This window comes from Lentilactobacillus hilgardii (assembly GCF_009832765.1).
Lineage (GTDB): Bacteria > Bacillota > Bacilli > Lactobacillales > Lactobacillaceae > Lentilactobacillus > Lentilactobacillus hilgardii.
Window position 1 is genome coordinate 1,448,283 of record NZ_CP047121.1, and the last position, 25,332, is coordinate 1,473,614.

The 25,332-nt window shown below is 38.9% G+C and carries 23 protein-coding genes and 2 other annotated features; of the genes, 20 read left to right on the forward strand and 3 right to left on the reverse strand.

Going from position 1 to position 25,332, the window contains the following annotated elements; all coding sequences use genetic code 11:
* Positions 1-19: 19 nt before the first annotated feature.
* From GQR93_RS06735 to GQR93_RS06745, 3 genes are all read right to left on the reverse strand, one after another.
* Positions 20-1,294: a replication-associated recombination protein A gene (locus GQR93_RS06735; protein WP_003553619.1), complete on the reverse strand. Its 1,275-nt coding sequence runs from the start codon at positions 1,292-1,294 to the stop codon at positions 20-22.
* 87 nt (positions 1,295-1,381) lie between these two features.
* Complete coding sequence (gene rpsD, locus GQR93_RS06740; RefSeq protein ID WP_035444739.1) at positions 1,382-1,993, reverse strand: 30S ribosomal protein S4; 612 nt, start codon at positions 1,991-1,993, stop codon at positions 1,382-1,384.
* Positions 1,994-2,191: 198 nt separating this feature from the next.
* Positions 2,192-2,650 carry a GAF domain-containing protein gene (locus GQR93_RS06745; RefSeq protein ID WP_003553624.1) on the reverse strand — a complete coding sequence of 153 codons (459 nt, stop codon included), beginning with the start codon at positions 2,648-2,650 and terminating at the stop codon, positions 2,192-2,194.
* Positions 2,651-2,822: 172 nt separating this feature from the next.
* Between GQR93_RS06745 and ezrA the strand changes: the two genes are divergently transcribed.
* The 20 genes from ezrA (at position 2,823) to recA (ending at position 25,246) form a co-directional block, all read left to right on the forward strand.
* Positions 2,823-4,565, forward strand: coding sequence for a septation ring formation regulator EzrA (gene ezrA, locus GQR93_RS06750; protein WP_159298727.1), 1,743 nt, complete (start codon positions 2,823-2,825; stop codon positions 4,563-4,565).
* A 173-nt stretch (positions 4,566-4,738) separates the two neighbouring features.
* Positions 4,739-5,884 carry a cysteine desulfurase family protein gene (locus tag GQR93_RS06755; RefSeq protein ID WP_003553628.1) on the forward strand — a complete coding sequence of 382 codons (1,146 nt, stop codon included), beginning with the start codon at positions 4,739-4,741 and terminating at the stop codon, positions 5,882-5,884.
* A gap of 9 nt (positions 5,885-5,893) precedes the next feature.
* On the forward strand, positions 5,894-7,111 hold the full coding sequence (gene thiI / locus GQR93_RS06760; protein ID WP_003553629.1) for a tRNA uracil 4-sulfurtransferase ThiI: 1,218 nt from the start codon (positions 5,894-5,896) through the stop codon (positions 7,109-7,111).
* A gap of 88 nt (positions 7,112-7,199) precedes the next feature.
* Positions 7,200-7,709 (forward strand): thiol peroxidase, encoded by a 510-nt coding sequence (gene tpx, locus GQR93_RS06765; RefSeq protein WP_035444741.1) that lies wholly within the window; start codon positions 7,200-7,202, stop codon positions 7,707-7,709.
* Positions 7,710-7,736: 27 nt separating this feature from the next.
* Positions 7,737-7,950 (forward strand) — a binding site (T-box leader).
* Between the two features lie 53 nt (positions 7,951-8,003).
* Positions 8,004-10,685, forward strand: a complete 2,682-nt coding sequence (locus tag GQR93_RS06770) for a valine--tRNA ligase (protein WP_003553633.1) — start codon at positions 8,004-8,006, stop codon at positions 10,683-10,685.
* 18 nt (positions 10,686-10,703) lie between these two features.
* Positions 10,704-12,110, forward strand: a complete 1,407-nt coding sequence (locus GQR93_RS06775; RefSeq protein ID WP_003553635.1) for a bifunctional folylpolyglutamate synthase/dihydrofolate synthase — start codon at positions 10,704-10,706, stop codon at positions 12,108-12,110.
* Positions 12,111-12,255: 145 nt separating this feature from the next.
* Positions 12,256-13,272, forward strand: coding sequence for a rod shape-determining protein (locus tag GQR93_RS06780; RefSeq protein WP_003553637.1), 1,017 nt, complete (start codon positions 12,256-12,258; stop codon positions 13,270-13,272).
* A 45-nt stretch (positions 13,273-13,317) separates the two neighbouring features.
* Positions 13,318-14,187 (forward strand): rod shape-determining protein MreC, encoded by an 870-nt coding sequence (gene mreC / locus GQR93_RS06785; protein ID WP_003553639.1) that lies wholly within the window; start codon positions 13,318-13,320, stop codon positions 14,185-14,187.
* Positions 14,188-14,202: 15 nt separating this feature from the next.
* A complete protein-coding gene (gene mreD / locus GQR93_RS06790; RefSeq protein WP_003553641.1) occupies positions 14,203-14,727 on the forward strand; it encodes a rod shape-determining protein MreD in 525 nt (174 codons plus the stop codon).
* A gap of 15 nt (positions 14,728-14,742) precedes the next feature.
* Positions 14,743-15,426 (forward strand): septum site-determining protein MinC, encoded by a 684-nt coding sequence (locus tag GQR93_RS06795; protein ID WP_003553643.1) that lies wholly within the window; start codon positions 14,743-14,745, stop codon positions 15,424-15,426.
* A complete protein-coding gene (minD, locus tag GQR93_RS06800; RefSeq protein ID WP_003553645.1) occupies positions 15,419-16,225 on the forward strand; it encodes a septum site-determining protein MinD in 807 nt (268 codons plus the stop codon). The genes GQR93_RS06795 and minD overlap by 8 nt, the downstream gene beginning before the upstream one ends.
* 59 nt (positions 16,226-16,284) lie before the next feature.
* Positions 16,285-16,516 (forward strand) — a binding site (T-box leader).
* A gap of 155 nt (positions 16,517-16,671) precedes the next feature.
* The gene (locus GQR93_RS06805) at positions 16,672-17,316 is read left to right on the forward strand and encodes an amino acid ABC transporter permease (RefSeq protein WP_003553646.1); all 645 of its coding nucleotides are present in this window, start codon (positions 16,672-16,674) and stop codon (positions 17,314-17,316) included.
* A gap of 12 nt (positions 17,317-17,328) precedes the next feature.
* Positions 17,329-17,964: an amino acid ABC transporter ATP-binding protein gene (locus tag GQR93_RS06810; protein WP_003553648.1), complete on the forward strand. Its 636-nt coding sequence runs from the start codon at positions 17,329-17,331 to the stop codon at positions 17,962-17,964.
* Between the two features lie 14 nt (positions 17,965-17,978).
* A complete protein-coding gene (locus GQR93_RS06815; protein WP_003553650.1) occupies positions 17,979-18,830 on the forward strand; it encodes an amino acid ABC transporter substrate-binding protein in 852 nt (283 codons plus the stop codon).
* Between the two features lie 125 nt (positions 18,831-18,955).
* Positions 18,956-20,236: an EF-P 5-aminopentanol modification-associated protein YfmF gene (yfmF, locus tag GQR93_RS06820; RefSeq protein WP_003553652.1), complete on the forward strand. Its 1,281-nt coding sequence runs from the start codon at positions 18,956-18,958 to the stop codon at positions 20,234-20,236.
* Entirely contained in the window at positions 20,220-21,503 is a 1,284-nt protein-coding gene (yfmH, locus tag GQR93_RS06825; protein WP_003553654.1) for an EF-P 5-aminopentanol modification-associated protein YfmH, read from the forward strand. The genes yfmF and yfmH overlap by 17 nt, the downstream gene beginning before the upstream one ends.
* Before the next feature lie 84 nt (positions 21,504-21,587).
* On the forward strand, positions 21,588-22,670 hold the full coding sequence (locus GQR93_RS06830; protein ID WP_003553656.1) for a helix-turn-helix domain-containing protein: 1,083 nt from the start codon (positions 21,588-21,590) through the stop codon (positions 22,668-22,670).
* Between the two features lie 24 nt (positions 22,671-22,694).
* Positions 22,695-23,276 (forward strand): CDP-diacylglycerol--glycerol-3-phosphate 3-phosphatidyltransferase, encoded by a 582-nt coding sequence (gene pgsA / locus GQR93_RS06835; RefSeq protein ID WP_003553659.1) that lies wholly within the window; start codon positions 22,695-22,697, stop codon positions 23,274-23,276.
* Between the two features lie 254 nt (positions 23,277-23,530).
* On the forward strand, positions 23,531-24,007 hold the full coding sequence (locus GQR93_RS06840; protein ID WP_003553661.1) for a CinA family protein: 477 nt from the start codon (positions 23,531-23,533) through the stop codon (positions 24,005-24,007).
* A 96-nt stretch (positions 24,008-24,103) separates the two neighbouring features.
* Positions 24,104-25,246, forward strand: a complete 1,143-nt coding sequence (gene recA / locus GQR93_RS06845; RefSeq protein WP_159298728.1) for a recombinase RecA — start codon at positions 24,104-24,106, stop codon at positions 25,244-25,246.
* Positions 25,247-25,332: the final 86 nt, after the last annotated feature.

Consider the following 25,332-nt stretch of genomic DNA (forward strand, 5'->3'; position numbering starts at 1 on the left):
TTTCACTCCATCTATTATATTAGCGGCCAAAAGATTGACGCAGTCTTAAATATTGTTCTTTTAAAGCTGTTTCGATTTTACCATTGTTTTTTGGGTGGTAATACTGGGCATTTTTAATCTTATCTGGTAAATATTGTTGTTTAACCCAATCATTTGGAAAATCATGTGGGTATTCGTATTCTACACCGCGTCCAAGCTTCTTGGCTCCCTTGTAGTGCGCATCTTTTAATCGAAGGGGGATCTCACCATAGTTTCCTGTTTTAACGTCATTAAGCGCCTGATCAATGGCAGACATGGCTGAATTGGATTTAGGGCTTAGACATAACTCGATAATAACATTCGCAAGTGGAATGCGGCCTTCTGGTAGGCCGAGTTGTTTTGCGGCCTCAACTGCACTCACGGTTCTTTCACAAGCTGCTGGATTTGCCAAGCCGACATCCTCATAGGCAATAACGATGAGCCTCCTGATTAAAGAAACTAAGTCGCCCGATTCAATAAGTCTGCTGGCATAGTGAAGCGCCGCGTCTACATCAGATCCCCGAATTGATTTTTGAAATGCAGATATGACATCATAATGAGCATCACCATTTTTATCAGCACTCAATGACTTGCGTTGCAGACACTCTTCTATGACGGAAAGGTCAATATCGATCATTTTATCGTCATTCTCTGGGGTTGATTTAACGGCAAGTTCCAAACCGTTTAAGGCACTTCTCAGATCACCATTTGTAGTCGTTGTAAGGAATTCCATCGCTGGATCGGATAAGTTTACATGAAATTGTCCCAAACCGTTCTTAACATCTTTTAAGGCTCTTAGGACGGCTTGCTTTATATCTTTTGGAGAAAGGGGATGGACTTCAAAAATTTGAGTTCGACTTCGAATAGCTGGATTAATATTAATATAAGGATTTTCGGTTGTGGCGCCAATTAGAATAATGGCTCCCTTTTCGAGCAAGGGTAATAAAAAGTCCTGTTTGGTTTTATCTAAGCGATGGATTTCGTCTAAAAGTAAAACAACGGTGCCACTCATTTTTGCCTCTTCGGCCACAACTTGTAAATCTTTTTTTGTATCGGTTGCTGCGTTCAAAACTCGAAAAGCGTATTTAGTTGAACCTGCAATTGCACTGGCGATACTCGTTTTTCCCGTACCGGGAGGCCCGTATAAAATCATCGAAGAAAGCATTTTTGCCTTGACCATCCGACTGATGATTTTGCCGGGACCGACAAGATCTTGCTGACCAACGATTTCTTCGATTTTTGTAGGTCGCATTCTGTAGGCGAGTGGTTGTTGCATGGCATGTCCTCCTTTATTAGAGATAAATTGTCTTTTGTATAGAAAAAGACGTTCCGCTTTCGCAAAACGTCTTTTCGTTGTCGTGAATTAACCTAATTTGTTGTAGTATTCAACAATAAGTGATTCATCAATATCAGCATCAAGTTCTTCACGTTGTGGAAGGCGAACCAATGATCCTTCAAGCTTGTCTGCGTCAAAACTAACGTATTGTGGACGACCCACAACGGCTTCAACAGCATCTTTAACTACTTGAAGATCCTTGGACTTTTCACGGACAGAAACAACTTGACCAGGTTTAACTTCGTATGATGGAATATCAACGCGTTTGCCATCAACAGTAATGTGTCCATGATTTACTAATTGACGTGCTTGGCGACGAGTTGTTGCCAAACCTAAGCGGTAAACGATGTTGTCCAAACGTCTTTCAAGTAAGATCATAAAGTTAACACCATGCTTACCTTCACGGATTTTACCGGCACGAACAAACAAATTAGAAAATTGACGTTCAGTCAATCCGTACATATAACGGAGCTTTTGCTTTTCCTTTAATTGCAAGCCATATTCAGAAAGCTTTTGACGACGACCTTGACCATGATCACCTGGTGCGTAAGGACGACGTGAAAGTTCCTTACCAGTACCTGAAAGTGAGATACCTAAACGACGTGAAATTCTCCAACTTGGACCTGTATATCTAGACATAAAAAATCCTCCAATTATTTTTTGGAGTAAAATAAGCCATTGCAGGTTTAGTATTCGTGCATGTTGCTTTGCTCTTTCGCTCAAGCAGCCGAATTGAGTTACTTGCAGAACCTGGATTCAGGCAACAACATGTTGACGAGCTTACCACCTACTGCTGCATTATTTTACACGAATTACATTCTATCGAGTATTTAGCAATTAGTCAACATGTTTGATAAAGATATTGACAAAGTCATTCAATAAGGCTTCATCTTTTGCCGAAAAACGCTCTAACACAGGGGAGTCAATATCCAGTACGCCAAGCGGTTGTCCATCTTTAAAAATCGGAATAACAATTTCCGACTTGGAATCGCCGTCACAAGCAATATGGCCGGCAAATTGGTGAACGTCTGCAACCCGCAGCGAATGCTTCTGTGTAAGGGCCGTTCCACACACACCTACACCATTCTTGATGTGCATGCAAGCAACTTTTCCCTGAAAAGGGCCAAGAATTAATTCATCGTTTTCAGGAATGTATCTATAAAAACCGACCCAGTTAATCTGATCTAAACTTTGATTTAAAAGCGCTGATGCGTTGGCCATATTGGAAACCAAATCGGTTTCTTCATATAATAATGCGTCAAGTTGCTGATTGACTAATTCTGTTACGTTTTGCATAAAGTTTTTCCTCACTTAAAAATAATATGGTGAAACTTACCTACTATGATATAATTCAGTTTAGGGCACTTTTTATCAATTATTAATACATAATAGAATGTTTTGGCATTTTTTTCTACAATTAATGTTTTTTTGTTGTTTCAATATCTTTATTTTTGAAGGATGGGATCGAATGTTTACTTTGCTGATAGTAATTATAGTGGTAGTAGGGGCATGCTACTTGGGATTTGTCTTTTACCAACGACGGACAATAAAAATGGCAACAAGCGTTTATGAGAGCAAAAAGGACTTGAACAAAATTCCTTTGGATGATGAATTTGCACTTGCTAAAAAGATGAATTTAACTGGTGAATCAAAAAAGAAATATGGTCAACTTCATAATAAGTACCAACATTACCGAAACCAAATATTGCCAAGTATCGACGAACTGATTAAAACGGTTAAGGAAGATGGTAAGGGAATTAACTTTATCAAGACAAGAAATGATTGGCGCACTGCCAATCAAACAATTCAGGATGCAGACGCTGCACTTAAAGAGATTCAAGCGGGATTGGCCCAACTATATGATTTAAATAAGCAACATCAGCTGGCTGTTTCAGAACTCGAAAAAAAATATAAACAGTTACGAGAGGATATTCTAAATCAAAATGCGTCATTTGGACCGAGTATTGATGGACTTGAGAAAATGTTAGCCAATATTGAAGGCACATTTGATGAATTTACCAAATTGACCAAAAGTGGTGATCCCAGTAGCGCCGATGAGGTGTTGACAGATCTAAACACAGCCACCGGCAAGCTGGAAGATTATATGAAACGGATTCCAAAACTCTTTCTTTCTTTAGATAAGGAGTTCAATGAGCAACTTGACGAAATTCAAACAGGTTACACAGAGTTAAGGTCTAAGGGTTACAATTTCCCTAATGATAATTTTGAAACGAGTGTCAACAATATCCGTGATCAGATTCGTCACAACCTTGATTCACTGGCAAAGCTCAAAGTCGAAGATGTTTCTGCCGTTAACGCAAAAATTGAAGATGCAATCGATCAATTATATAGTGCAATTGATAAGGAGTTAAAAGCACGTCCAAGTGTTGAAAAGAACACAAGTATCATTGGCGAATATGTTGATCACGTGCGTAGGCAAAACGAGGATCTCACAAAAAGGCTTCAGGTTTTGAATGAAAGCTATGTGTTAAATCACCAAGAGATCGAAGATAATCATCAGTTTGACAGACAAATTACCGGGCTTGAAAGAGAATTTGATCGTGAAACGAAAAGTATCGATGAAGGAAAAGCAGTTTATTCAGAAATCAATCACACACAGCAAAAAATGCTCTCAAGTTTAAAAGAGTTGGAGAATTCACAAAAAGAATTATTTGATTCAATTATTGATTTACCGGAAAAAGAGAGGGACGCGCAAAATGCGCTGTCAAAGTTTGATTTGGAGATGCGTAACAAAAAAAGACGGATTGACAATCAAAACCTGCCGGGATTATCCGATTCTTATCAGAACAACTTTGCTGCCGTTATTCGTGAAATTAACCACTTGGATGAAGACCTTGGCAAAGCACATGTCAATATTGACGATGTTAGCAAGCAGGTCATTATTATTCAGTCAGACATGGATACTTTGGAAGATCAAACAACAAAAATGTTGGATGATGCTAATTTAGCGGAACAAACAATTCAATACGCAAATAGATACATTAGTTCTAATCCAGAAATCGCCTCTGCAAGTGTGAAAGCTCAGAATTACTTTGAAAAGCAATATGATTACTCAAAAAGCCTGAGTACGATATCTGAAGCATTAGAAAATCAGTCATCCGGCATTTTCTCGAAGATAAAGAATGACTACTTTAATGCCCAAAAACCAAAACAAGCATCTGATACTGATTCAAAAGACGAGGATCAGTAGATCCAATTCAATAAAAACTGCTAATCAAAATTTTATTTATCCAAAAATTTTGATTAGCAGTTTTTGTCTGCGGTAAGAACGGTCCTACTTGTTACAAAGCCCTTTTGGGTGTATCATCGTGGAAGTTATATTTGTTGGAGTCGAACCAATAAATAAAGAGAAGAAGGTTTCAAATGATTTATTTTGATAATAGCGCAACGACACAAGCGCTACCGGAAGTAGTTGACACGTATGATAAAGTCAGCAAGAGTATTTGGGGGAACCCATCAAGTCTTCATAACTTTGGTGAACAGGCATTTAATTTACTGGAACAATCCAGGAAACAAATTGCCGATTTACTGCATGTACATGCTGATGAAATTTACTTTACAAGTGGCGGAACCGAAGGCGATAATTGGGTTGTTAAGGGAACGGCAATTCAAAAGCGAGAGTATGGTAAACATTTGATTACGACTGCAGTTGAACATCCTGCTATTCATAATTCAATGGAACAACTTAAGCAACTCGGCTACGAGGTCACTTATTTACCAGTTGATGATGAGGGACGAATCTCGATTGATGATCTTAAAAAGGCAATTCGTCCAGATACAACATTAGTTTCAATTATGGCAGTAAACAACGAGATTGGCACAATTCAACCCATTGAGGAAGCAGCTGAGTTATTAAAAAAGTATCCAAAGATTCACTTTCATATTGATGCGGTTCAAGGAATTGGTAAAGGAATTCAAGAGAAAATATTTAATGAGCGAGTTGACTTTGTAACCATTTCCGGCCATAAATTTCATGCACCTCGTGGCATTGGCTTTATTTATGGTCGTCGTGGTCGACGGATTGCGCAACTGATGAATGGTGGCGGTCAGGAAAAAAATCAACGTTCCGGGACTGAAAATCTGCCAGCAGTTGCAGCTATGGCAAAAGCGTTGCGACTATTACTTGAAAAGGAACCTAAAGCTAATGAAACAGAACATCAAATCAAGCAACTGATTAGCGACCACATCAGTAAATTTGATAAAATAACGATCTTCTCTAAGAATACAGATCAATTTGCACCACACATCCTGTGTTTTGCGATTAAAGGCGTTAGGGGCGAAACAATTGTCCATGCGTTTGAAAAGTATGGCATTTATATTTCTACTACAAGTGCTTGTTCCTCAAAAAAACACGTTGCTTCAAGCACACTAACGGCTATGCATGTTCCAGAAGATGTTTCTACAAGTGCCGTCAGAATTTCTCTGGGCGACCAGAACACACTTGACGAGGCCAAAGAATTCATCAAAGTATTTGATCAGTTGTATGAAGAATTTGACAAATTAAGTTAGGAGTATGTTATGCACTACACTGAAATTATGGTTCGTTATGGCGAACTTTCTACTAAAGGAAAAAACAAAAGGGACTTTATCCGTCAACTTGGTAGAAATGTCCGCGCAGTTCTTCACCAGTTTCCAACAGTTGAGGTCAAAGCACAGCGAGACAGGCTTCATGTTGATTTAAATGGTGAAGATGATCAAAAGGTCATTTCAACACTTCAAGGGGTCTTTGGCATTGAAACGTTGTATCCTTCGATTAAGGTAGAGAAGGATATGGATGTTATCAAGGAAACCGCATTGCAAATGGCCCAGGAACAATATCGCTCCGGTAATACATTCAAAATAAATACGCGTCGACAAGACAAGCATTTTGAGTATCACACTAATCAAATCAATAATATGCTGGGGGATTACGTTTTAGAAAACATTGATGGTATCTCAGTTGACGTTAAAAACCCTGATATTGCAATTCGGGTAGAAGTTCGTATGAACGGGGCCTATCTGTCTTCTGAAACGATTCACGGGGCCGGTGGTCTTCCTGTTGGAACCGGTGGTCGTGCAACAATGATGCTGTCTGGCGGTATTGATTCGCCAGTTGCAACATACTTGGCAATGAAGCGTGGCGTTAAGATTGATATGATTCATTTCTATAGTCCCCCATATACCAGTGAGCAGGCTTTAAACAAGGCTAAACAATTAACCTCGATACTTGCCAAGTATTCAGGTAACATTCAATTTATTCAAGTTCCCTTTACAGAAGTTCAGGAAACAATTAAAGAGAAAGTACCTGAGGGCTATTTGATGACCATTCAGCGGCGAATGATGTTGAGAATTGCGGCTGAGATTACCAAGAGTCGTCATTGTGGTGGTGTCTTTACAGGGGAATCTTTGGGACAGGTTGCTTCACAAACACTTGAAAGTATGCTTGCAATTAACGATGTGACAAGTATGCCGGTATTGAGGCCACTTGTATCAATGGATAAAACAGAAATTATTAAAATATCAAAACAAATTGGAACTTACGATTTGTCCATTTTACCGTACGAGGATTGCTGCACCATTTTTACACCGCCTGCACCCAAGACAAAGCCAAACCTGCAACGTTCTCGGGAATTTGAAAATTATATTGATGTTGAGGGGCTTATGAAGAAGGCCGTTGATAATATCCAAATTACGGATATCAAACCGGGCGAAGAGTTTTTGAATCAAGATGCCGATGTTTTTGCTGAATTGCTATAAATTCATCGGATTGCTTGCTTAAACTTGCAGAATGGGCTACATTATTTGTAAACTTAACTTACTCAAGACACACCAAGGGAGTGTTTGTATGCAAGTCACAATCAATGGCAAAGATGAAAAATTGTTTGGTAATCCTCCGGAAGTTGGCGAACAGCTTCCAAAATTTAAATTAGAAAACGCTGAAGGAAATAAAGTAAAGACGGCTGATATTATTGGCCGAATTACTTTAATTTCATCCGTTCCAGATATTGATACACCGGTTTGTTCATTGGAAACAAGAAAATTCAACCAGGAAGCCGATAAATATCCGGATGCGCGCTTTTTAACGATTTCAAACAATACGCTTGAGCAGCAAAAGGATTGGTGTGCTGCTCAAGGAGTTCGTAATTTGCAATTGTTATCAGATGAGAGTCTGTCTTTTGGGTACGCAATGAAATTGTATATGCCAAATTTTGGTGCACTGGCCAGAACAATTTTTATTGTTGATAAAACAGGTAAAATTGTTTATCGACAAATTGTACCAGAAATAACGGATGAACCTGACTATCAAGATGCCTTGTCAGCTTTGGAAAAATTGGCAAAGCGTATTGACGATTAGCAGATTGTTGAGTAAGATTAGAATTAAATTAAAGCATTGATCAAGAGAGTAACCAACCGTTGCGTTTCAGAAAGAGAATTGATAATGGAAAATTCTTACGCATTGTTGGGTGAAAGTAACTTGTGAGCTACTCGTTCGAAAATTTGAGAGCGGGTCGGTACTATCTGACCGTTATCAGGATACTGAGTGGGGTTGAAATATACCCAATTTAGGTGGTACCGCGAAGCACTTCGTCCTAATCGTATTTATTGGGATGAAGTGTTTTTATTTTACATACAAGAAGGGAGAAACATCATGTCAGAAAAAGACACAAAAGCGTCAACACAAAGCACCGAAATGTCGACGAAATATGATCCAACGGCCATTGAAAACGGCAGATATAATGAATGGCTTCAAGAAGGCGTATTTAGACCAAGTGGGGATAAGAAGGCAAAACCTTTTTCAATTGTTTTACCGCCTCCAAATGTCACTGGTAAGCTTCATTTAGGCCACGCTTGGGATACAACACTCCAAGATATGATCATTCGTAAGAAGCGTATGGAGGGATATGACACGCTTTGGCTGCCCGGAATGGATCATGCCGGGATTGCAACCCAGGCAAAAGTTGAAGCTAAACTTCGTGAACAGGGGATCTCCCGTTATGATTTGGGACGAGAGAAGTTTGTCGAAAAAGTTTGGGAATGGAAAGATACATTTGCTGCCACTATTAAAGAACAGTGGGCAAAGCTTGGTCTTTCGCTGGATTATGAACGTGAACGTTTTACGCTGGACAAAGGATTGTCAAAAGCTGTTCGTCGAGTATTCGTTGATCTTTACAACAAGGGTCTGATTTATCGTGGAGAATATATTATCAATTGGGATCCTCAAGCCCGAACGGCGCTTTCTGATATTGAGGTTATCCATAAGGATGATAAGGGTGCCTTTTATCACGTTAAATACCCGTTTACAGATGGGACAAAGTTTAATGGAAACAATTATATCGAGATTGCAACGACACGTCCTGAAACGATGATGGGGGATACTGCAGTTGCTGTTAATCCTAGTGATGAACGTTATAAGGCAATTGTAGGCAAAAAGGTTCTTGTACCACTTGTTAATCGGGAAGTTCCAATTATTGCTGATCAGTACGTTGATCCTGAAGAAGGTACTGGTATGGTAAAAATTACACCTGCCCATGATCCAAATGACTTTAAAGTTGGAAATCGGCACAACCTTGAGCGGATTAATACGATGAATCCGGATGCAACGATGAATGAAAAAGCTGGCAAGTATCAAGGCATGGATCGCTTTGAAGCTAGAAAAGCAATGGTGAAGGATTTACAGGATCAAGGCTTGATTTTAAGTATTGAACCCATTGTCCACTCTGTTGGTCATTCCGAAAGAACCGGCGTTCAAGTAGAAGCACGGTTATCAACACAATGGTTTGTTAAAATGAAGCCATTGGCTGAACAAGCTGTGAAAAATCAAGATACAGATGATAAAGTTAGCTTCTTTCCACCCCGTTTTGAAGAAACATTTACCCAGTGGATGGATAATGTTCACGATTGGGTTATTTCCCGTCAGCTTTGGTGGGGACATCAGATTCCAGCATGGTATAACAAAGACACCGGTGAAACTTATGTTGGAATGGAAGCCCCGAAAGATGCCGAAAATTGGGAACAAGATCCCGATGTGCTTGACACATGGTTCTCTTCAGCGCTATGGCCGTTTTCAACGATGGGCTGGCCGGATGATACTGATGACATGAAGCGATACTTCCCAACGGATACCTTGGTAACCGGCTATGATATCATTTTCTTCTGGGTATCACGTATGATTTTCCAGAGTCTCGAGTTTACACATCGCCGACCTTTTAAAGATGTCCTACTTCATGGTCTGATTCGTGATTCACAAGGACGTAAAATGTCCAAGTCGTTGGGGAATGGGATCGATCCAATGGATGTTATTGATAAATATGGTGCTGATGCCCTCAGATGGTTCTTGTCAGTTGGTGGAACACCTGGTCAAGATTTAAAATTCAGTTATGATAAAATGGATTCTGCTTGGAATTTTATTAACAAAATTTGGAATGCCAGTCGTTACGTTATTATGAATTTAGATGGCATTGAGAAGCCGAAATTACCTGATAAATTTGAGTGGCAGTTATCTGATAAGTGGATTTTAAGCCGATTAAACACGACGATTTCTGAAGTATCTGAACTTTTCGATAAGTATAATTTTGGAGAAGCAGACCGAAAACTGTACGACTTCATTTGGAACGACTTCTGTGATTGGTATATCGAAATGAGTAAGGAAGCCTTGACTGGTGATAATGAGAAGCTGAAGAAAAACACTCAAAATGTTTTAGCTTATGTTTTGGATAAAATCTTAAGATTACTACAGCCAATTATGCCATTTGTAACAGAGTATCTTTGGCAGAAGATGCCTCATGAAGGAAAGTCACTTGTAACAGCAGAATATCCGGTTTCGAATCAACAATTTGACAATCCGACTGCTGAACATGAAATGCAATCGTTGATTGATTTGATTAAGGCTGTCAGAAACATTAGAAATGAGGCAAATGCACCCCTTTCATCACCGATTGATATGTTGGTTCAAACTGAGAATCCAACATTGAAACAAATTTTTGAAACAAATCGTGATTATATTGATCGATTCTGTCACACGCAGGAATTAACAATAGGCGACAAAGTTAACGCACCTAAATTATCAATGTCTGCTGTTATCACGGACGCTACCATTTATGTTCCTTTGGCCGAACTGGTTGATTTAAATGAAGAAAAAGATCGGGTTCAAAAGGATATTGATAAATTTGAAGCTGAAGTGGTTCGTTCTACCAAAAAACTAGCTAATACAAGATTTGTTGACAATGCGCCAGAAGCGGTTGTCAATGAGGAACGACAGAAAAAAGACGATTATCAGTCAAAACTTGATGCTGCTAAGGATCGACTTCAACAGGTGACTAGTGAGTTATAAGGATAAATAATTAAGTACATGATTTTGAGGGGACCAGAGCATTTTATTACTTTGCTCGTGGTTCCCTCGTTTTGTGAGGAGCAATTGATAATGACGATTGAAACGTATGATCAAGCTTTGGCATTTATTCATGGCAGGACTAAATTTAAAAAGATCCCGACACTCAAAAGGATGCGTCGGTTTTTGGATGAACTCGGATCACCGGACAAAAGGATAAAAGCCATTCATATCGCTGGTACAAATGGGAAGGGATCAACGATTGCTTTTTTGAGAAACATTTTGCAGGAAGACGGTCTAAAAGTCGGCAGTTTTACATCACCCTTTTTAATCCGATTTAATGAACGGATTAGTGTTAACGGTAAGCCAATTTCCGATAATGACATTTTACGGCTAACTAACATTGTTTATCCAGTCGTTGCTAAATTGGATGATGCTTTACTTGAGGGTGGTCCTACAGAATTTGAAATTATCACTGCCATGATGTTTGAATATTTTTCAGAAGGCCATGCGGATATTGTCCTTGTGGAAGTTGGGCTCGGCGGTTTGTTGGATTCAACCAATGTGATGACCCCTGAATTATCTGTTATTACGACAATTGGTTGGGATCATATGCATATTCTAGGGGATACGTTGCCCAAGATTGCCTATCAAAAAGCAGGGATTATTAAGCCCAAGGTTCCTGTAGTTGTTGGTAAAATACCTGAGGCGCCGCTAAAAGTAATTGAACATACAGCCTCCGGGAAGAAAAGCCCAATGACGATTTTAGGAAAACAGTTTACAGTGAACAACTTGGGAATGATTGATTGGGAACAACACTTTTCTTTTAAGTCGGATCATGACGAGTTTAATGATCTTTCAACCGGGTTGATTGGTGATTATCAAACTGATAATGCAGCACTAGCCATTCAGGCCTATCTGAATTATTGCCAACTAAGCAGCAGACCAGTTAATCATAACAGTGTTATTGCAGGTATTAAGCAAACGAAGTGGGGCGGTCGTTTTGAAAGAATTAGCGATCATCCTACAATTGTCATTGATGGTGCTCACAACATTTCAGCCGTAGACGAAATTGTAGATCTATTGGAATCAAATTTTTCTAAAGGAAAAGTATATGTGTTAATGGGCATTTTAGCTGATAAGCAAGCTGATAAAATGGTTGAAAAGATGGCAACGGTTAAAAATGTTTCAATCATTTTGACAAGCTTTAATGGACCGGGTAAGCGTAACGCGGCCGATCCGCAAGTACTTGAAGAGCAAGTGGATTCAAAAGAAAACAAGAAAACCGTAACGGATGTTATTGATGATTGGCAAGCGGCGATTGATACGATTCAAAAAAAACTTATGACAGATGATATGCTGTTAATTACTGGATCACTGTATTTTATTTCGGATGTTCGCAAGTATTTATTGGCGTCTTTGAACTAAATTTCAAATAATATCTTAAATCATTCTTTCATTCCTTGGATTTAGTTCATTTTTACGTCCGTTATGATATACTTATTTCGTTAAACAATAATTAATTTATAAAATAACATCAAAAGCGAAATCAACATGATAAAGCGATGAAGGGATGGATAACGTGTTCGGACTTGGGGAAAAAAACATAGGAATTGACCTTGGAACAGCTAACACAATTGTTTACGTTGAAGGAAAAGGTATTGTCCTTCGTGAACCGTCGGTTGTTGCCAAGAGTACTAAAAACGGTGATATTATTGCCGTGGGTGAAGAAGCCCGTGCCATGATTGGCCGGACCCCTGCCAGCATTAATGCTGTCAGACCAATGAAGGACGGCGTAATTGCAGACTATGATACAACTGTTGCAATGATGAAGTATTTCATTGAAAAAGCATTGGGACATTCATCGGGCAAACCATATGTTATGGTTTGCGTTCCAACGGGAATTACCGCTGTTGAAAAGCGCGCGGTAATCGATGCAACCCGTGTTGCGGGTGCTCGTGACGCTTACGTTATAGAAGAACCATTTGCTGCTGCAATTGGAGCCGGTTTACCGGTTATGGATCCCACAGGGAGCATGGTTGTTGACATTGGTGGTGGTACTACTGATGTTGCAACAATCTCACTTGGTGGTATTGTTTCAAGCCGTTCTGTCAGAATGGCTGGTGATAAGCTCAACGAATCAATCGCTCAGTATGTCCGTCAAAAATATAACTTATTGATTGGGGAAAGAACCGCTGAACAACTGAAGATTGACATTGGATCGGCTTCTCCGAAAGCTGCTAAGGATATTGAGGCTGTTCCTGTTCGAGGGCGTGATCTTGTTACAGGCCTGCCAACAACGGTTCAAGTGACTGGGTCTGATGTTAACGAGGCTATCAATGAATCCGTTGCTGAGATCATTGCAACAATTAAAGAAACATTGGAAGAAACATCTCCTGAAATTGCTGCCGATGTCATTGATCATGGAATTGTACTCACAGGTGGCGGTGCGTTACTTCGAAACATTACAGATGTGATTGCCGAAGCCACTCAGGTGCCAGTTTCAATTGCCGCCGATCCACTTGACTGTGTAGCAATTGGTACAGGAGAATCACTGAAAAGTATCAATGTTATGAAGAAAAAACAATAAACAATAAACAATTTTACCTGAATCACTTAAAGATTTAGGTAATTTATGAAACGGATGGAGGCAATTATGCAAAAATTTTTCTCCAGTCGAAAACTTGTCATTGTTATTGTATGTTTGATCATTAGCTTTGGCTTAATGTCAGTTTCAGTTGCATTTAGAAACAATCGAAATACACCACCGCTTGTTCAACAGTTTGGTAACGACATTGTTGGATTTGCCGACCGGGTTGTTGCCGTTCCAATGAATGGCATCCACCATGGATTTATTTCGATTAACAATCTTTTGAATACGTATCAGGAAAATCAAAAGCTTAAGTCAAAGGTTGATCAACTTGCACAAACACAGGTTAAAGATCAAGTTTTAGAGCGAGAAAACAAACAACTGAAGCGTCAGCTTAATGTTGGAAGCACATTAACAGGTTACGAAAAAATCAATGCGGCTGTTATTACTAGAACGCCTTCATCTTGGGCAAGCCAAATTATTATTAATAAAGGTCAAGCTGCCGGTGTTAAGAAAAACATGCCGGTTATTGCCGGACCTGGTTTGATTGGAACTGTTGCTGAGGTTAATAAGACCAACAGTAAAGTTGTCTTAATTTCTAATACCGCAGAAAATTCGAACCGGTTTGCTATCCAGATTGTTGGCGAAGGGTCAAGGATAGTTAATGGTATTATCACCTCATATGATTCTCAAAGTAATCGTATCATCATGGGTAACATCACCTCGAAAGCCAAACTTTCCAAAGGTGACCGAGTCACAACCAGTGGGCTGGGCGGCATCATTCCTAAGGGTATTTATGTTGGAACCGTGTCAAAAATCTCAGAAGATGATTATGGATTGGCCAAAAAAGTTTACATCAAGCCGGCAGCTAACTTGAACGACATCGAAGTCGTTTCGGTTGCTGTTCGAAATTGATAGGGGGCTGTTCTGTTGAGACGAAGAATTCCTATCACAATTATTTTTGTTGTCGGTCAATTTATTGCTTTCTTCCTAGACGGGTCAATAAGTCAGATCTTGTCGGGAACGTTATATAAGTATCCTAATTCTTTAGTTCCTGCATTGACATTGCTATGGTTAGTACTAGCAGTCTTCTTTGGTGATCGTAAGAAACTGCATTTAGGGATCTGGGCTGCTGTAATCGGCTTTATCTTTGATATGTACTACACAGGTTTATTAGGAGTCTATGTATTCATTTTTCCACTGGTAATTTATCTTTGCCAAAGTGTTTACCAAATGTTACCGCCAAACTTTATGAGCGGTTTTTTGGTTTATTTTTTGGGGATTACAGTATGGACCACTCTTGGGTTTATTGCGAATGCGTTTATCGGGCAGACATCTTCATCTGTCGCCCAATACTTGGTCAACACGTTAGCACCGACTCTGGCAATTAACCTTGTATTCATGGCACTAGCCTATTTTCCAGTGGCCTCATTGTATAGGAGTCATAGGCGGTAAAAAGGGGAGTCGTATATGCAAGATGCAGCTGTATTGAAAGGTACAAATGATGGTTACGAGATAATTTTAGATGATGAGGCTGATTTAGGTGATATTTATACGTCACTAAGAAGTTTGCTCGAGAAGCTTAGAACTCAGACTGCTTCTACTCATCCTCAACCAATTTCCTTTGATATCCAAACTGGCCTGAGACTTTTGTCAGCTGGTAATCGTTCCGAAATTGAAAAGATTTTTTCTGACTTTCAGCTTTTTTCAGTCCACAAAATTACGTCAGATGTGATGACTAAAGAAGAGTCAAATCGAATTCTAGATCAGGAAACGGTTCACGTAGTTGATCGCATCATTCGAAACGGACAAGAGGTTCACGTTCAGGGAGATGTGGTGTTTCTCGGCATTATTCATGAGGGCGGTAAGCTTTTTGTAGGCGGAAATATTTACGTTCTTGGCGATGTTCATGGCGTCATTCAAGCGGGATTCCCTGATTTGGAAGATAAAATGATTATTGGGGATGTACATAACGCGCAACAAGTCCGGATTGGTGAACAATACGAGATTCTTGACGATACCAACCAAAAGATTACAGAAAACTCGGTTGTATATGTGAATGATTTGCACGTCTTAGACTATGGAAAAGTTGAAGATCTTAAACAAATTAACCCAAAGTTCTTTAATCAGATAGGAGGAGTCATCAATGGGTAAAGCATACGTCATTACTTCAGGAAAAGGTGGAGTTGGAAAAACGACTTCTTCAGCTAATATTGGTACTGCCCTCGCCATGCTTGGAAAAAAAGTTTGCTTGATGGATTTAGATATTGGTCTACGAAATTTGGATGTTGTTCTTGGACTGGATAATCGAATTATGTATGATATTGTTGATGTTGCATCAGGAAGGGCCAGTCTTGGGCAGGCACTGGTTAAGGACAAACGGTTTGATGATTTATTATACCTTCTTCCTGCTGCCCAGAATACTGATAAGACGGCGTTAACTCAAGATCAGGTTGTTCAGATTGTTAACGAGATAAAGCCGGATTTTGATTATGTTCTGATTGATTGTCCTGCTGGCATCGAACAGGGATTTATGAACGCCATTGCGGGCGCTGATAGTGCCATTATTGTCACAACTCCCGAAATTTCTGCAGTAAGGGATGCTGATCGAGTGGTTGGATTGCTTGAGCAACATCCGCTTCAAGAAGAACCACATTTGATTATTAATCGAATCAGGACTCATATGATGAAAGACGGTTCTGTGATGGACGTTGATGAGATTACCCATCATTTAGGCGTAGAATTACTAGGCATTGTATTTGATGATGATGCTGTTATTACAACGTCAAATCAAGGTGAACCAGTGGTTCTTCAAGCTGATAATCCGGCTGGTCAAGGGTATCGGGATATTGCCAGACGTCTTGAAGGTGAATCGGTTCCCCTAATGCAGATGACAGATGAAGTTCATCCCTCATTTTGGAAAAAAATTGGTAATTGGTTCAAAAAGGGGTAAATACTGCTTGACGGATGACGATTTTCCGATTATCATTGTTACCATAAATTAAAGGAATATAAAAGACTATGATCAGAATAGTAAACCATATTAAATTTCAGAAAGCTCATGATGATGGGAAATGGGTATTTGAATGGTTTGCGTCACATCTGGGAGTCATTTTCCTGAATGAAGTAGGGAAAAGCGGTGAGCACGTTATTGCTGAAGTTTAGTTTTCTAAACTCGTTGAGACTTTTCATATGAATGGAAAGTGAAGCTGAGGTGGAGCCGCGATTAATAATCGTCCTCTTAAGTCATTAGACTTAAGAGGCTTTTTTGTATAGAAAATTAAACTTCATGAGGTAGTAAATGTGAATTTACTACAAATTGGGGTGGAACCGCGAAAACTATCGTCCTCTTGAGTCTATTAATAACTCAAGGGGATTTTTTTATGGAGGGATGTCAAAATGATTCAATATATCGAGCAAATTTTACCGGCACTGTTGTCAGGAACAAAAATGACCTTATCAATTTTCTTTTGGACGTTAATTTGTTCAATTCCGTTAGGAGCGGTTTTAGCCTTAGGATTAGTCAGTAAATTTAAGCCATTAGTTTGGTTGTTAAATCTGTATGATTGGTTAATGCGAGGCACACCACTGCTACTACAATTAATTTTTGTGTTTTATGGATTACCTGTTATTGGTATTATATTTGAACGTTATGACGCGGCTTTATTTGCATTCATTTTAAACTATACAGCATATTTTGCAGAGATTTTTAGAGGGGGATTTCAATCAGTACCCCGAGGGCAATTTGAGAGTGCCCGTGTGTTACGGTTATCCTATGGTCAAACGATCCGAAAAATTATTATTCCTCAAGTGTTTAAAATCGTTTTACCGTCAATTGGCAATGAGGTCATTAATTTGGTTAAGGATTCATCATTGGTTTACGTTATCGGGTTGGGAGATCTTTTAAGAGCCGGAAATGTAGCAACTGCCAGAGATGTTACATTGCTGCCACTTGTACTTGTTGGCATTATTTATCTGGCATTAACCGCTATTTGTACGATCGTGCTAAAGGTGATTGAAAAACGTTCAAGTGTTTGGAGATAAGGGGGTATTGACATGTTGGAGATAAGGAACCTAACGAAAAAATTTGGTAGTAAAACAGTTATCAATAACCTGTCTATGACGGTTAACGATAACGAAATTATGGCGATTGTCGGCCCCTCTGGTGCTGGGAAGACAACTTTACTTAGATGTATTACGGGCCTTGAAAGAGTTAATAGTGGTGCTTTTTATTGGGATGGTAAACAATTTGATCCTGCAAATCCGGATAAAGGTGACACGATTATCGGTGTTGTTTTTCAAGATTATCAATTGTTTCCAAATTTAACGGTGATGGGAAATATTACATTAGCACCAACAATGGTTAAAAAAGAATCAAAGAGTCAAGTAACTGAAAATGCAATGACACTTTTAAAGCGTTTGGGTTTGGAAGGAAAAGAGACATTATATCCGTATCAACTTTCTGGTGGTCAAAAGCAACGAGTTGCCATTGTCCGCGCACTTGCAATGAATCCAAAAATTCTTTGTTATGATGAACCGACTTCGGCCCTTGACCCGGCACTTCGAGATGAAGTGGCTCAGATTATTTTGGATCTGAAAAAACAAGAAATGACACAAATAGTGGTTACTCATGATATGGAATTTGCGAAGCATGTAGCAGATGATATTAAGCGAGTCGAACAAATCCAATAGAGAGAAGGATTAACATGCAAAAAGTTGTAAAAAAATGCCCGTTAGTCATCGTTACCCTTCTGCTAATGTTTGTATTATCCGGCTGTCGCTTTGAATCAAGGCAAAAAATGGAAACAAATCCAGATACCTGGTCAATTGTTTCCAAACAAAAGAAAATTGTTATCGGTTTAGACGATAGTTTTGTTCCAATGGGTTTTGAAACTAAAAGTGGCAAAATCGTTGGTTACGATGTTGATTTGGCTAAGGCGGTTTTTAAGCAATACGGCATTAAAGTAGATTTCCAACCAATTGATTGGTCAATGAATGTGACTGAACTGCGGAATGGAACAATTGATTTAATTTGGAATGGGTTTTCTATGAATCCTCAAAGGGCAAAGAAGGTCACCTTCAGCGAACCCTATTTGGTTAATAAACAGGTATTGATTTCTAAGAAAAAAAATCATATTAATAGTTTTGCGGATATGAAAAATAGAGTTGCAGGTGTTCAAGCTGGATCTGCCGGGGCAATGGATATTGATTCACAGCCAAAGCTATTAAAGGATCGAATTAAAAATCACACACCTATTCTTTATGATTCATTTACAGAAGCATTTATTGACTTAAATTCAGATCGAATTCAAGGATTATTAATCGATAGTATTTATGCGGGGTACTATATTGGGCACCAAAGAAATCGGGCAACATATCAAAGCGTTCCAAGTCAATTTCCTAAAGAGTATTATGGTGTTGGAATGAGAAAGGGAGATACTAAACTTAAGCAGAAAATTGATGCTGGTTTAAATCGACTGGCTAAAGATGGTCAACTTGCAAAGATTAATAAGAAATGGTTTGGAACTAATGCTTACAGTCCCTTGATGAAAAAATAATGACAGCAATGGCTATTTTTGAGTTTGAACAATCGGAATTTGTTCAAACTCTTTTTAGTTATATATTGAGATTTCGATGATTTTACATTAAGATGAAAATTGTGACTAATTGAGGAGGAAAACTATTGAATATTCAGATTGCACAAGGTGTTGATTTAAAAGTAATTCAGACCAGTCAATTTAAAAATAATACGATCGTATTTAATTTTAGCATACCATCCAATTATAAAAATTTTGCTAAATTAGCATTGTTAGCGGATCTTTTAGAAAATGCATCGTTAAAATTTCCCAGTGAGATGCTCGTTTCACGTAAATTATCTGAGATGTTTGGCGCTAGTTATGGCGTTACGGTTCTTCGTTATGGAAATCAGCATACGCTAAGAATCAGGTTAACTTTTCCCAATAACCATTATTTACCTCACAAGGAGGATTTACTAAATGACGCGATGGCTTTTCTTCGGGAAATGATTGAACGGCCCTTTGCAAAAAACGATCAATTTGACGCCCATTATTTTAAAATACATCAAACAAATTTAATGAGCTATCTGGACTCGATTTCAGATAACAAGGAATTCTATTCAACTCTTCAACTTCAAAAATTGTATTATGCAAATGACCTTAATCAAGGGACCTATTTACTCGGCAATATTGACAGCATTCGAGAGCTTAATGCAAGTGATCTATACAACTTCTATCGGGCGTTTATTCAGCAGGCTACTGTTACTGTTATTGTAGCCGGGCAGATAGATCAGGCACAGGTGGTCTCTCGATTAAAATCTTTTTCAACATTAAGTGATCGAAATGATTTAGGACTTAAGCTATTTATTGAACCTGAGCTTCCAAAAGTTCCTCGTGAAAAAACGACTGTCTTTCCGGGATCCCAATCCCTGCTCAACATTGGTTATCGCTTGCCTATCTACTTTGGCGATGATTCATATTTTGCTGCGAACGTATTCAACCAGATCTTTGGAGCGTCAACCAGATCCTTGCTATTTACAAATGTCCGTGAGAAGGCTAGTTTAGCCTATGATATTCATAGTAGTTATAATTCGTTTTCAGGAATGCTGAGCGTTCAAGCTGGAATTGAATTTAAAAATCTTAGCCAAGTCATTCAAACGACGGATGATCAATTGACTGCAACTGCAGATATGGCTTATCCTGAGAGTCTGCTGGCTGGTGTCAAAAAATCAATGATCAATCAACATCGATCTCAGTCGGATTATTTATCAACTTTGGCTGAGCGACAATATGTGCGTCAAATCTCAGGCGTAGCGTTTGGTGATAGCCAATGGGAACAATTAGTCAATGACGTTACAAAGAAGGATGTTGCCGAGGTTGCAAAACGGGTCCAGTATCAGGCACGATATATTCTTCAAAGCCAGGGGGACAATGATGAAAACAATTGATTATGCTTCGTTTAATGAACAACTTTTTGTTGAAAAACTGGAGAATGGACTAACCGTTTATTTACAACCAAAAAAAGGATTTGAAAAATCAATTGCCATATTGGGTGTCAATTATGGATCAGTTGATACGGATTTTAGTATTAACGGGACACCGGTCAGTCAACCCGCCGGTATTGCACATTTTATCGAGCACAAAATGTTTGATAAAAAGGATTATGATGTTTTTGAATTATTCAATAAGACCGGTGCTTCTGCCAACGCTTATACAAGTTTTACGAAGACAAACTATTTGTTCTCAACTACTGAAGACTTAAGGGATAATTTGCTTATCCTGCTTGATTTTGTTCAAAAGCCATATTTTACGACTGAGAAAATTGAGCGTGAAAAGGGCATTATTGATCAAGAAATTAATATGTATTTAAATGATCCTGATAATCGAATCTATTTCCAGACAATTCAAGATCTTTATCCTCAATCACCATTATCCGAAGACATTGCCGGGACAGTTGATAGCGTTTCTAAAATTACTTTGGCTGATGTTCAAAGGGCATATGAAACGTTTTATCGTCCGGATAATATGTCATTGTTTATCACCGGTAGGGTTAATCCAGAAGAGACGCTTTCATGGATCAAAGAGAATCAACGTCAAAAGTCGTGGTCGGTTCCAGCAGTCATTGAGCGGAACCTTGTTTTTCCAACGGTTGCTAATGATAAGATAAATAAATATCAAATGGCGATCTCTCGACCCAAAGCGTCCATTGGCATTAGAGGGAATGATTCGGTTCCCCGCGGTCGAGAGGGATTGGCATATGAAATTGCCATTTCCCTAGTATTAGATTTATTTTTTAGTGAAACTGCCGAAGATTATACGCAACTGTATCAGGACGGTGTTCTTGACGATTCATTTTCTTGGGAATTTGAAAATGAGCGTGGCTTTCACTTTGCCATTCTGAATGGTGATACAAATAAACCACAAGATTTTATAGATAAATTGTTAAAAATCATTCGACAAATCCCAAAGAAATTGTCTGGTATGTCGAGTGAATTTGAACTACAAAAAAAGGAATTGTTGGGAAATTATATTGAAATGATGGATTCAGAAGAGGCAATCAGTGGGCAATTTGATGGATTTTTAAGTGAACCACTGACAATTTATGATGAAGTTGGTATTTTGGATTCCTTAACGCTGGAACAGACGGTTGCGTTTGCCAAGCAATATTTTGATTCGGCATCTATTCTATCTGAAATTATTCAAGCAAACGACTAACTTATACTTTCTTTAAAATAACTTGGCTGATTCATATGATATACTGAAAACAGATGATCAATTAATTTTAATGGAGAAATGAGAATGAACGACGAAAAAGATAATTTAACGATTGGTAAGAAGTTACATGATGCCCGAGTTGCAAAGGGCTATACACTAGATGATCTACAAAAAAATACGAAAATTCAGAAACGTTATCTGATTGCGATCGAAGATAATGACTTTGATTCGCTTCCCGGTGAATTTTATGTCCGTGCATTTGTTAAACAGTATGCGGATTCTGTTGGGTTGAATGGCAATGAACTATTGTCTCAATTTGATACTAAATTACCAGACACAGAAGATCCGGAATATGTGAACCGAGTTAACAGTGATAATCCCAAAACTCGATCGGCACAACGTCAGGTAGATCAACGGAATGAAAAAATCAGAAGATATATTCCGGTAGCTTCAGTGTCAGTGGTGGTTCTGGTAATTTTAATTGCAATCTGGGTCGCTGCTGCTCACAGTACACGAGATACATCTAAAACTCAGATTGAGACAAGTAAAGTTTCCGTATCAGGCAACAAGAGCTCAAAAGCCAGTTCTTCCAGTTCAAGTTCAGCAGCAAAAAAGAATACTAAGAAAAAGGCCGCAACAAAGAAGTTAGTATTCAAAAAGCTGACTGAATCCGGCAGCAACGTTACTTATCAAGTAACCGGGGCTTCAAGTAAACCCAAAATAAAAATCGCGACAACCGGGTCCGGTAGCGCTTGGACTTCCGTTAGTGCTAATGGGTCAACGCTTTGGCAAGCAGCTCAAGCCGGTGGGAAGTCGCACACTGTTACGTTACCAAGCAGTGTTTCAACAGCAACCATTAATACTGGTAACGCACCTCAAACTGTTATTTATGTTTCAGGAAAACGGCTTAAGCTTTCCGATCCAAGTGATGGCAGCTCAAATCAAGTGCGTGTTGTGACGCTTCAATTTGGAAAATCAGGTTCGACCACCAGTACATCAAGTTCTTCAACAACTGATAGCAGCACAACTGGTACAACCGGTTCGTCAACTACCGGTTCCACAGAAGGGACATCGTCAACTACCGGAACTACCGGAACTACAGGAACTAATGATACGACTGGTAATACAACTACCGGTACAACAACGGGGTCAACTACTGGCTACTAGTTTTAATCTGTTGGAGGGAATTTGATGAATTTACCTAATAAACTTACGATTTTTCGAATTATTTTAATTCCGTTTTTTATTTTAATATTGGCTGTTCCAATTCTTTCAGGGAGTACGGTTGTTGCTGGCACGGTTATCAGCTATACACGCTGGTTGGCAGCATTAATTTTTATTGTTGCTTCTGCAACAGATTTTCTTGATGGTCAAATAGCTCGAAGACGGCATTTGGTCACTAATTTTGGAAAATTTGCCGATCCGATGGCTGATAAAATGTTAGTGATGACAGCATTTATCTTTTTGGTTGAATTGAACGAAGCACCGGCATGGGTTATTACAATAATTGTTTGCCGTGAATTGGCAGTTACGGGACTAAGATTAATCATTGTTGAGAATGATGGTAAGGTTGTTGCAGCTGCATGGCCGGGGAAAATTAAAACGACTACTCAAATGCTGGCAATTATTTTTTTGCTGTTGAATAATATTTTCTTTGATGCAATTAATTTTCCGTTTGCTCAAGTCATGCTATACATTTGCCTGTTCTTTACAATTTATTCAGGGATTGACTATTTTGTTCAAAATCGGTCGGTGTTTGCAGATTCATTTTAAAAATGTCAAAATAAAGGGGTTGGGACAAAAAGCTTATTTTTGCCCAACCTCTCTTTTACGATGGTTTTAACTTTGACTTAAAATCTGTATTAGTTGGTCGTCCATGATTATTTAATCAAATTAACCAATTACTCACACTAAATCGACCAAATAACCTGACTTAGTCGTCATTACTCTTTTTGTACTAATGATCAATAATGTTGAAATAAGATCATTTGTTTTTCGTATATAATTATTGAAAGGGGTAGGTAAAATTGTCACTTGAACAAAAACTGGTTGAGCAATTATTGAAGAAGCATATTACAATTACTGCTGCAGAAAGTCTAACTGCTGGGCTGTTTCAGAGCACATTGGGGAATGTCTCCGGTGTTTCAAAGGTTTTTGAAGGGGGATTTGTCACGTATTCTGATAAAGTTAAGGAACAGTTGCTACATGTTCCTCACGATGTTATTGCTGAAAACAGTGTTGTCAGTGAACCGACGGCTATCTGGATGGCAGATCAAGCAAGACGAATCATGGATAAAGACTTAGCGGTTTCCTTCACGGGGGTTGCCGGTCCAGATGCCTTGGAAGGTAATCCTGTCGGAACGGTTTGGATCGGAATTGCGTTTGGGGCACAAATTAGTTATGCTAAAAAGTTCCAGTTTGAAGGATTACGTAATCAAATTCGTGAAGCTGCCGTTGAGGCTGGATTAAAAATGGCATTATCCGCTATTACGAGTGACAAATAAATTAGAACTTTTGTTCGCTTTTTTGTTGCTTTTTCGACCAAATGTTTGTATAGTAAGTGAGTAATCTTTTCAATTTAGAAAAGTGGGAGGAATTTCATGGCTGACCAAAGAAAAGTTGCCTTGGATAAGGCGCTAAAAAGTATTGAAAAAGAATTCGGTAAGGGTTCAATTATGCGTATGGGTGATAAGGCCGATACACAAATTTCAACAATTCCAACTGGTTCCCTGGCTTTGGATGAAGCACTTGGGGTTGGTGGCTATCCGCGTGGCCGAATCGTTGAGGTTTACGGCCCGGAAAGTTCGGGTAAAACAACCGTTGCTTTACACGCGGTTGCAGAAGTTCAAAAACGTGGTGGAACGGCCGCTTATATTGATGCCGAAAATGCACTTGATCCAGTTTATGCAACTCATCTTGGTGTTAATATTGATGATCTGTTATTATCACAACCGGATACTGGCGAACAGGGTCTCCAAATTACCGATGCCTTGGTCACCAGTGGTGCAATTGATATTGTTGTAATTGATTCAGTTGCTGCGTTGGTTCCACGTGCGGAAATCGAAGGTGAAATGGGTGATACCCACGTTGGCCTTCAAGCTCGTTTGATGTCCCAAGCGTTAAGAAAATTATCGGGTACGATTAGTAAAACAAAGACAATCGCAATTTTTATTAATCAGATTCGTGAAAAAGTCGGTGTCATGTTTGGAAATCCCGAAACAACACCTGGCGGTCGTGCACTAAAATTTTACGCGACAATTAGGCTCGAAATTCGACGAGCTGAACAAATTAAAAATGGCACTAATATTATTGGTAATCGTGTTCGGATTAAAGTTGTCAAGAACAAGGTTGCACCGCCATTTAAACGTGCAGAAGTCGATATCATGTATGGTAAAGGTATTTCCCAGTCCGGTGAGTTGGTTGATATGGCTGTTTATAAAGATATTATTGATAAGTCCGGCTCTTGGTATTCATATGGTGAGGAACGAATTGGCCAGGGGCGTGAAAATGCTAAGGGCTATTTGGAAGAACACCAAGATATGTACAAAGAGGTCGAGAGAAAAGTCCGTGATGCTTATGGCATACCAGACGATGCGGATACTGGCAACTCGACTAAAGATAGTTCAAATGATGATAAGGGTACAAATAAAAAAACAAGCGACAAAAAGACTGAAAAACCTGTCAAAACTGCCGATTCCAACTCAAAATCAGTCGATAATATTGATTTAAATATTGGAAAATAAAATTATAAACAATTTTTTGAAGATTGGATTCCTTCCCTGCAAGAGAAGCGTACCCAATCTTCTTTTTTCTTAAACCGTTGGTAATA

Coding starts and splice junctions, on each gene's coding strand:
- GQR93_RS06735 (WP_003553619.1), bottom strand. CDS start 1,294: ATGCAACAACCACTCGCCTACAGAATGCGACCTACAAAAATCGAAGAA.
- rpsD (WP_035444739.1), bottom strand. CDS start 1,993: ATGTCTAGATATACAGGTCCAAGTTGGAGAATTTCACGTCGTTTAGGT.
- GQR93_RS06745 (WP_003553624.1), bottom strand. CDS start 2,650: ATGCAAAACGTAACAGAATTAGTCAATCAGCAACTTGACGCATTATTA.
- ezrA (WP_159298727.1), top strand. CDS start 2,823: ATGTTTACTTTGCTGATAGTAATTATAGTGGTAGTAGGGGCATGCTAC.
- GQR93_RS06755 (WP_003553628.1), top strand. CDS start 4,739: ATGATTTATTTTGATAATAGCGCAACGACACAAGCGCTACCGGAAGTA.
- thiI (WP_003553629.1), top strand. CDS start 5,894: ATGCACTACACTGAAATTATGGTTCGTTATGGCGAACTTTCTACTAAA.
- tpx (WP_035444741.1), top strand. CDS start 7,200: ATGCAAGTCACAATCAATGGCAAAGATGAAAAATTGTTTGGTAATCCT.
- GQR93_RS06770 (WP_003553633.1), top strand. CDS start 8,004: ATGTCAGAAAAAGACACAAAAGCGTCAACACAAAGCACCGAAATGTCG.
- GQR93_RS06775 (WP_003553635.1), top strand. CDS start 10,704: ATGATTTTGAGGGGACCAGAGCATTTTATTACTTTGCTCGTGGTTCCC.
- GQR93_RS06780 (WP_003553637.1), top strand. CDS start 12,256: ATGGATAACGTGTTCGGACTTGGGGAAAAAAACATAGGAATTGACCTT.
- mreC (WP_003553639.1), top strand. CDS start 13,318: ATGAAACGGATGGAGGCAATTATGCAAAAATTTTTCTCCAGTCGAAAA.
- GQR93_RS06795 (WP_003553643.1), top strand. CDS start 14,743: ATGCAAGATGCAGCTGTATTGAAAGGTACAAATGATGGTTACGAGATA.
- minD (WP_003553645.1), top strand. CDS start 15,419: ATGGGTAAAGCATACGTCATTACTTCAGGAAAAGGTGGAGTTGGAAAA.
- GQR93_RS06805 (WP_003553646.1), top strand. CDS start 16,672: ATGATTCAATATATCGAGCAAATTTTACCGGCACTGTTGTCAGGAACA.
- GQR93_RS06810 (WP_003553648.1), top strand. CDS start 17,329: ATGTTGGAGATAAGGAACCTAACGAAAAAATTTGGTAGTAAAACAGTT.
- GQR93_RS06815 (WP_003553650.1), top strand. CDS start 17,979: ATGCAAAAAGTTGTAAAAAAATGCCCGTTAGTCATCGTTACCCTTCTG.
- yfmH (WP_003553654.1), top strand. CDS start 20,220: ATGATGAAAACAATTGATTATGCTTCGTTTAATGAACAACTTTTTGTT.
- GQR93_RS06830 (WP_003553656.1), top strand. CDS start 21,588: ATGAACGACGAAAAAGATAATTTAACGATTGGTAAGAAGTTACATGAT.
- pgsA (WP_003553659.1), top strand. CDS start 22,695: ATGAATTTACCTAATAAACTTACGATTTTTCGAATTATTTTAATTCCG.
- recA (WP_159298728.1), top strand. CDS start 24,104: ATGGCTGACCAAAGAAAAGTTGCCTTGGATAAGGCGCTAAAAAGTATT.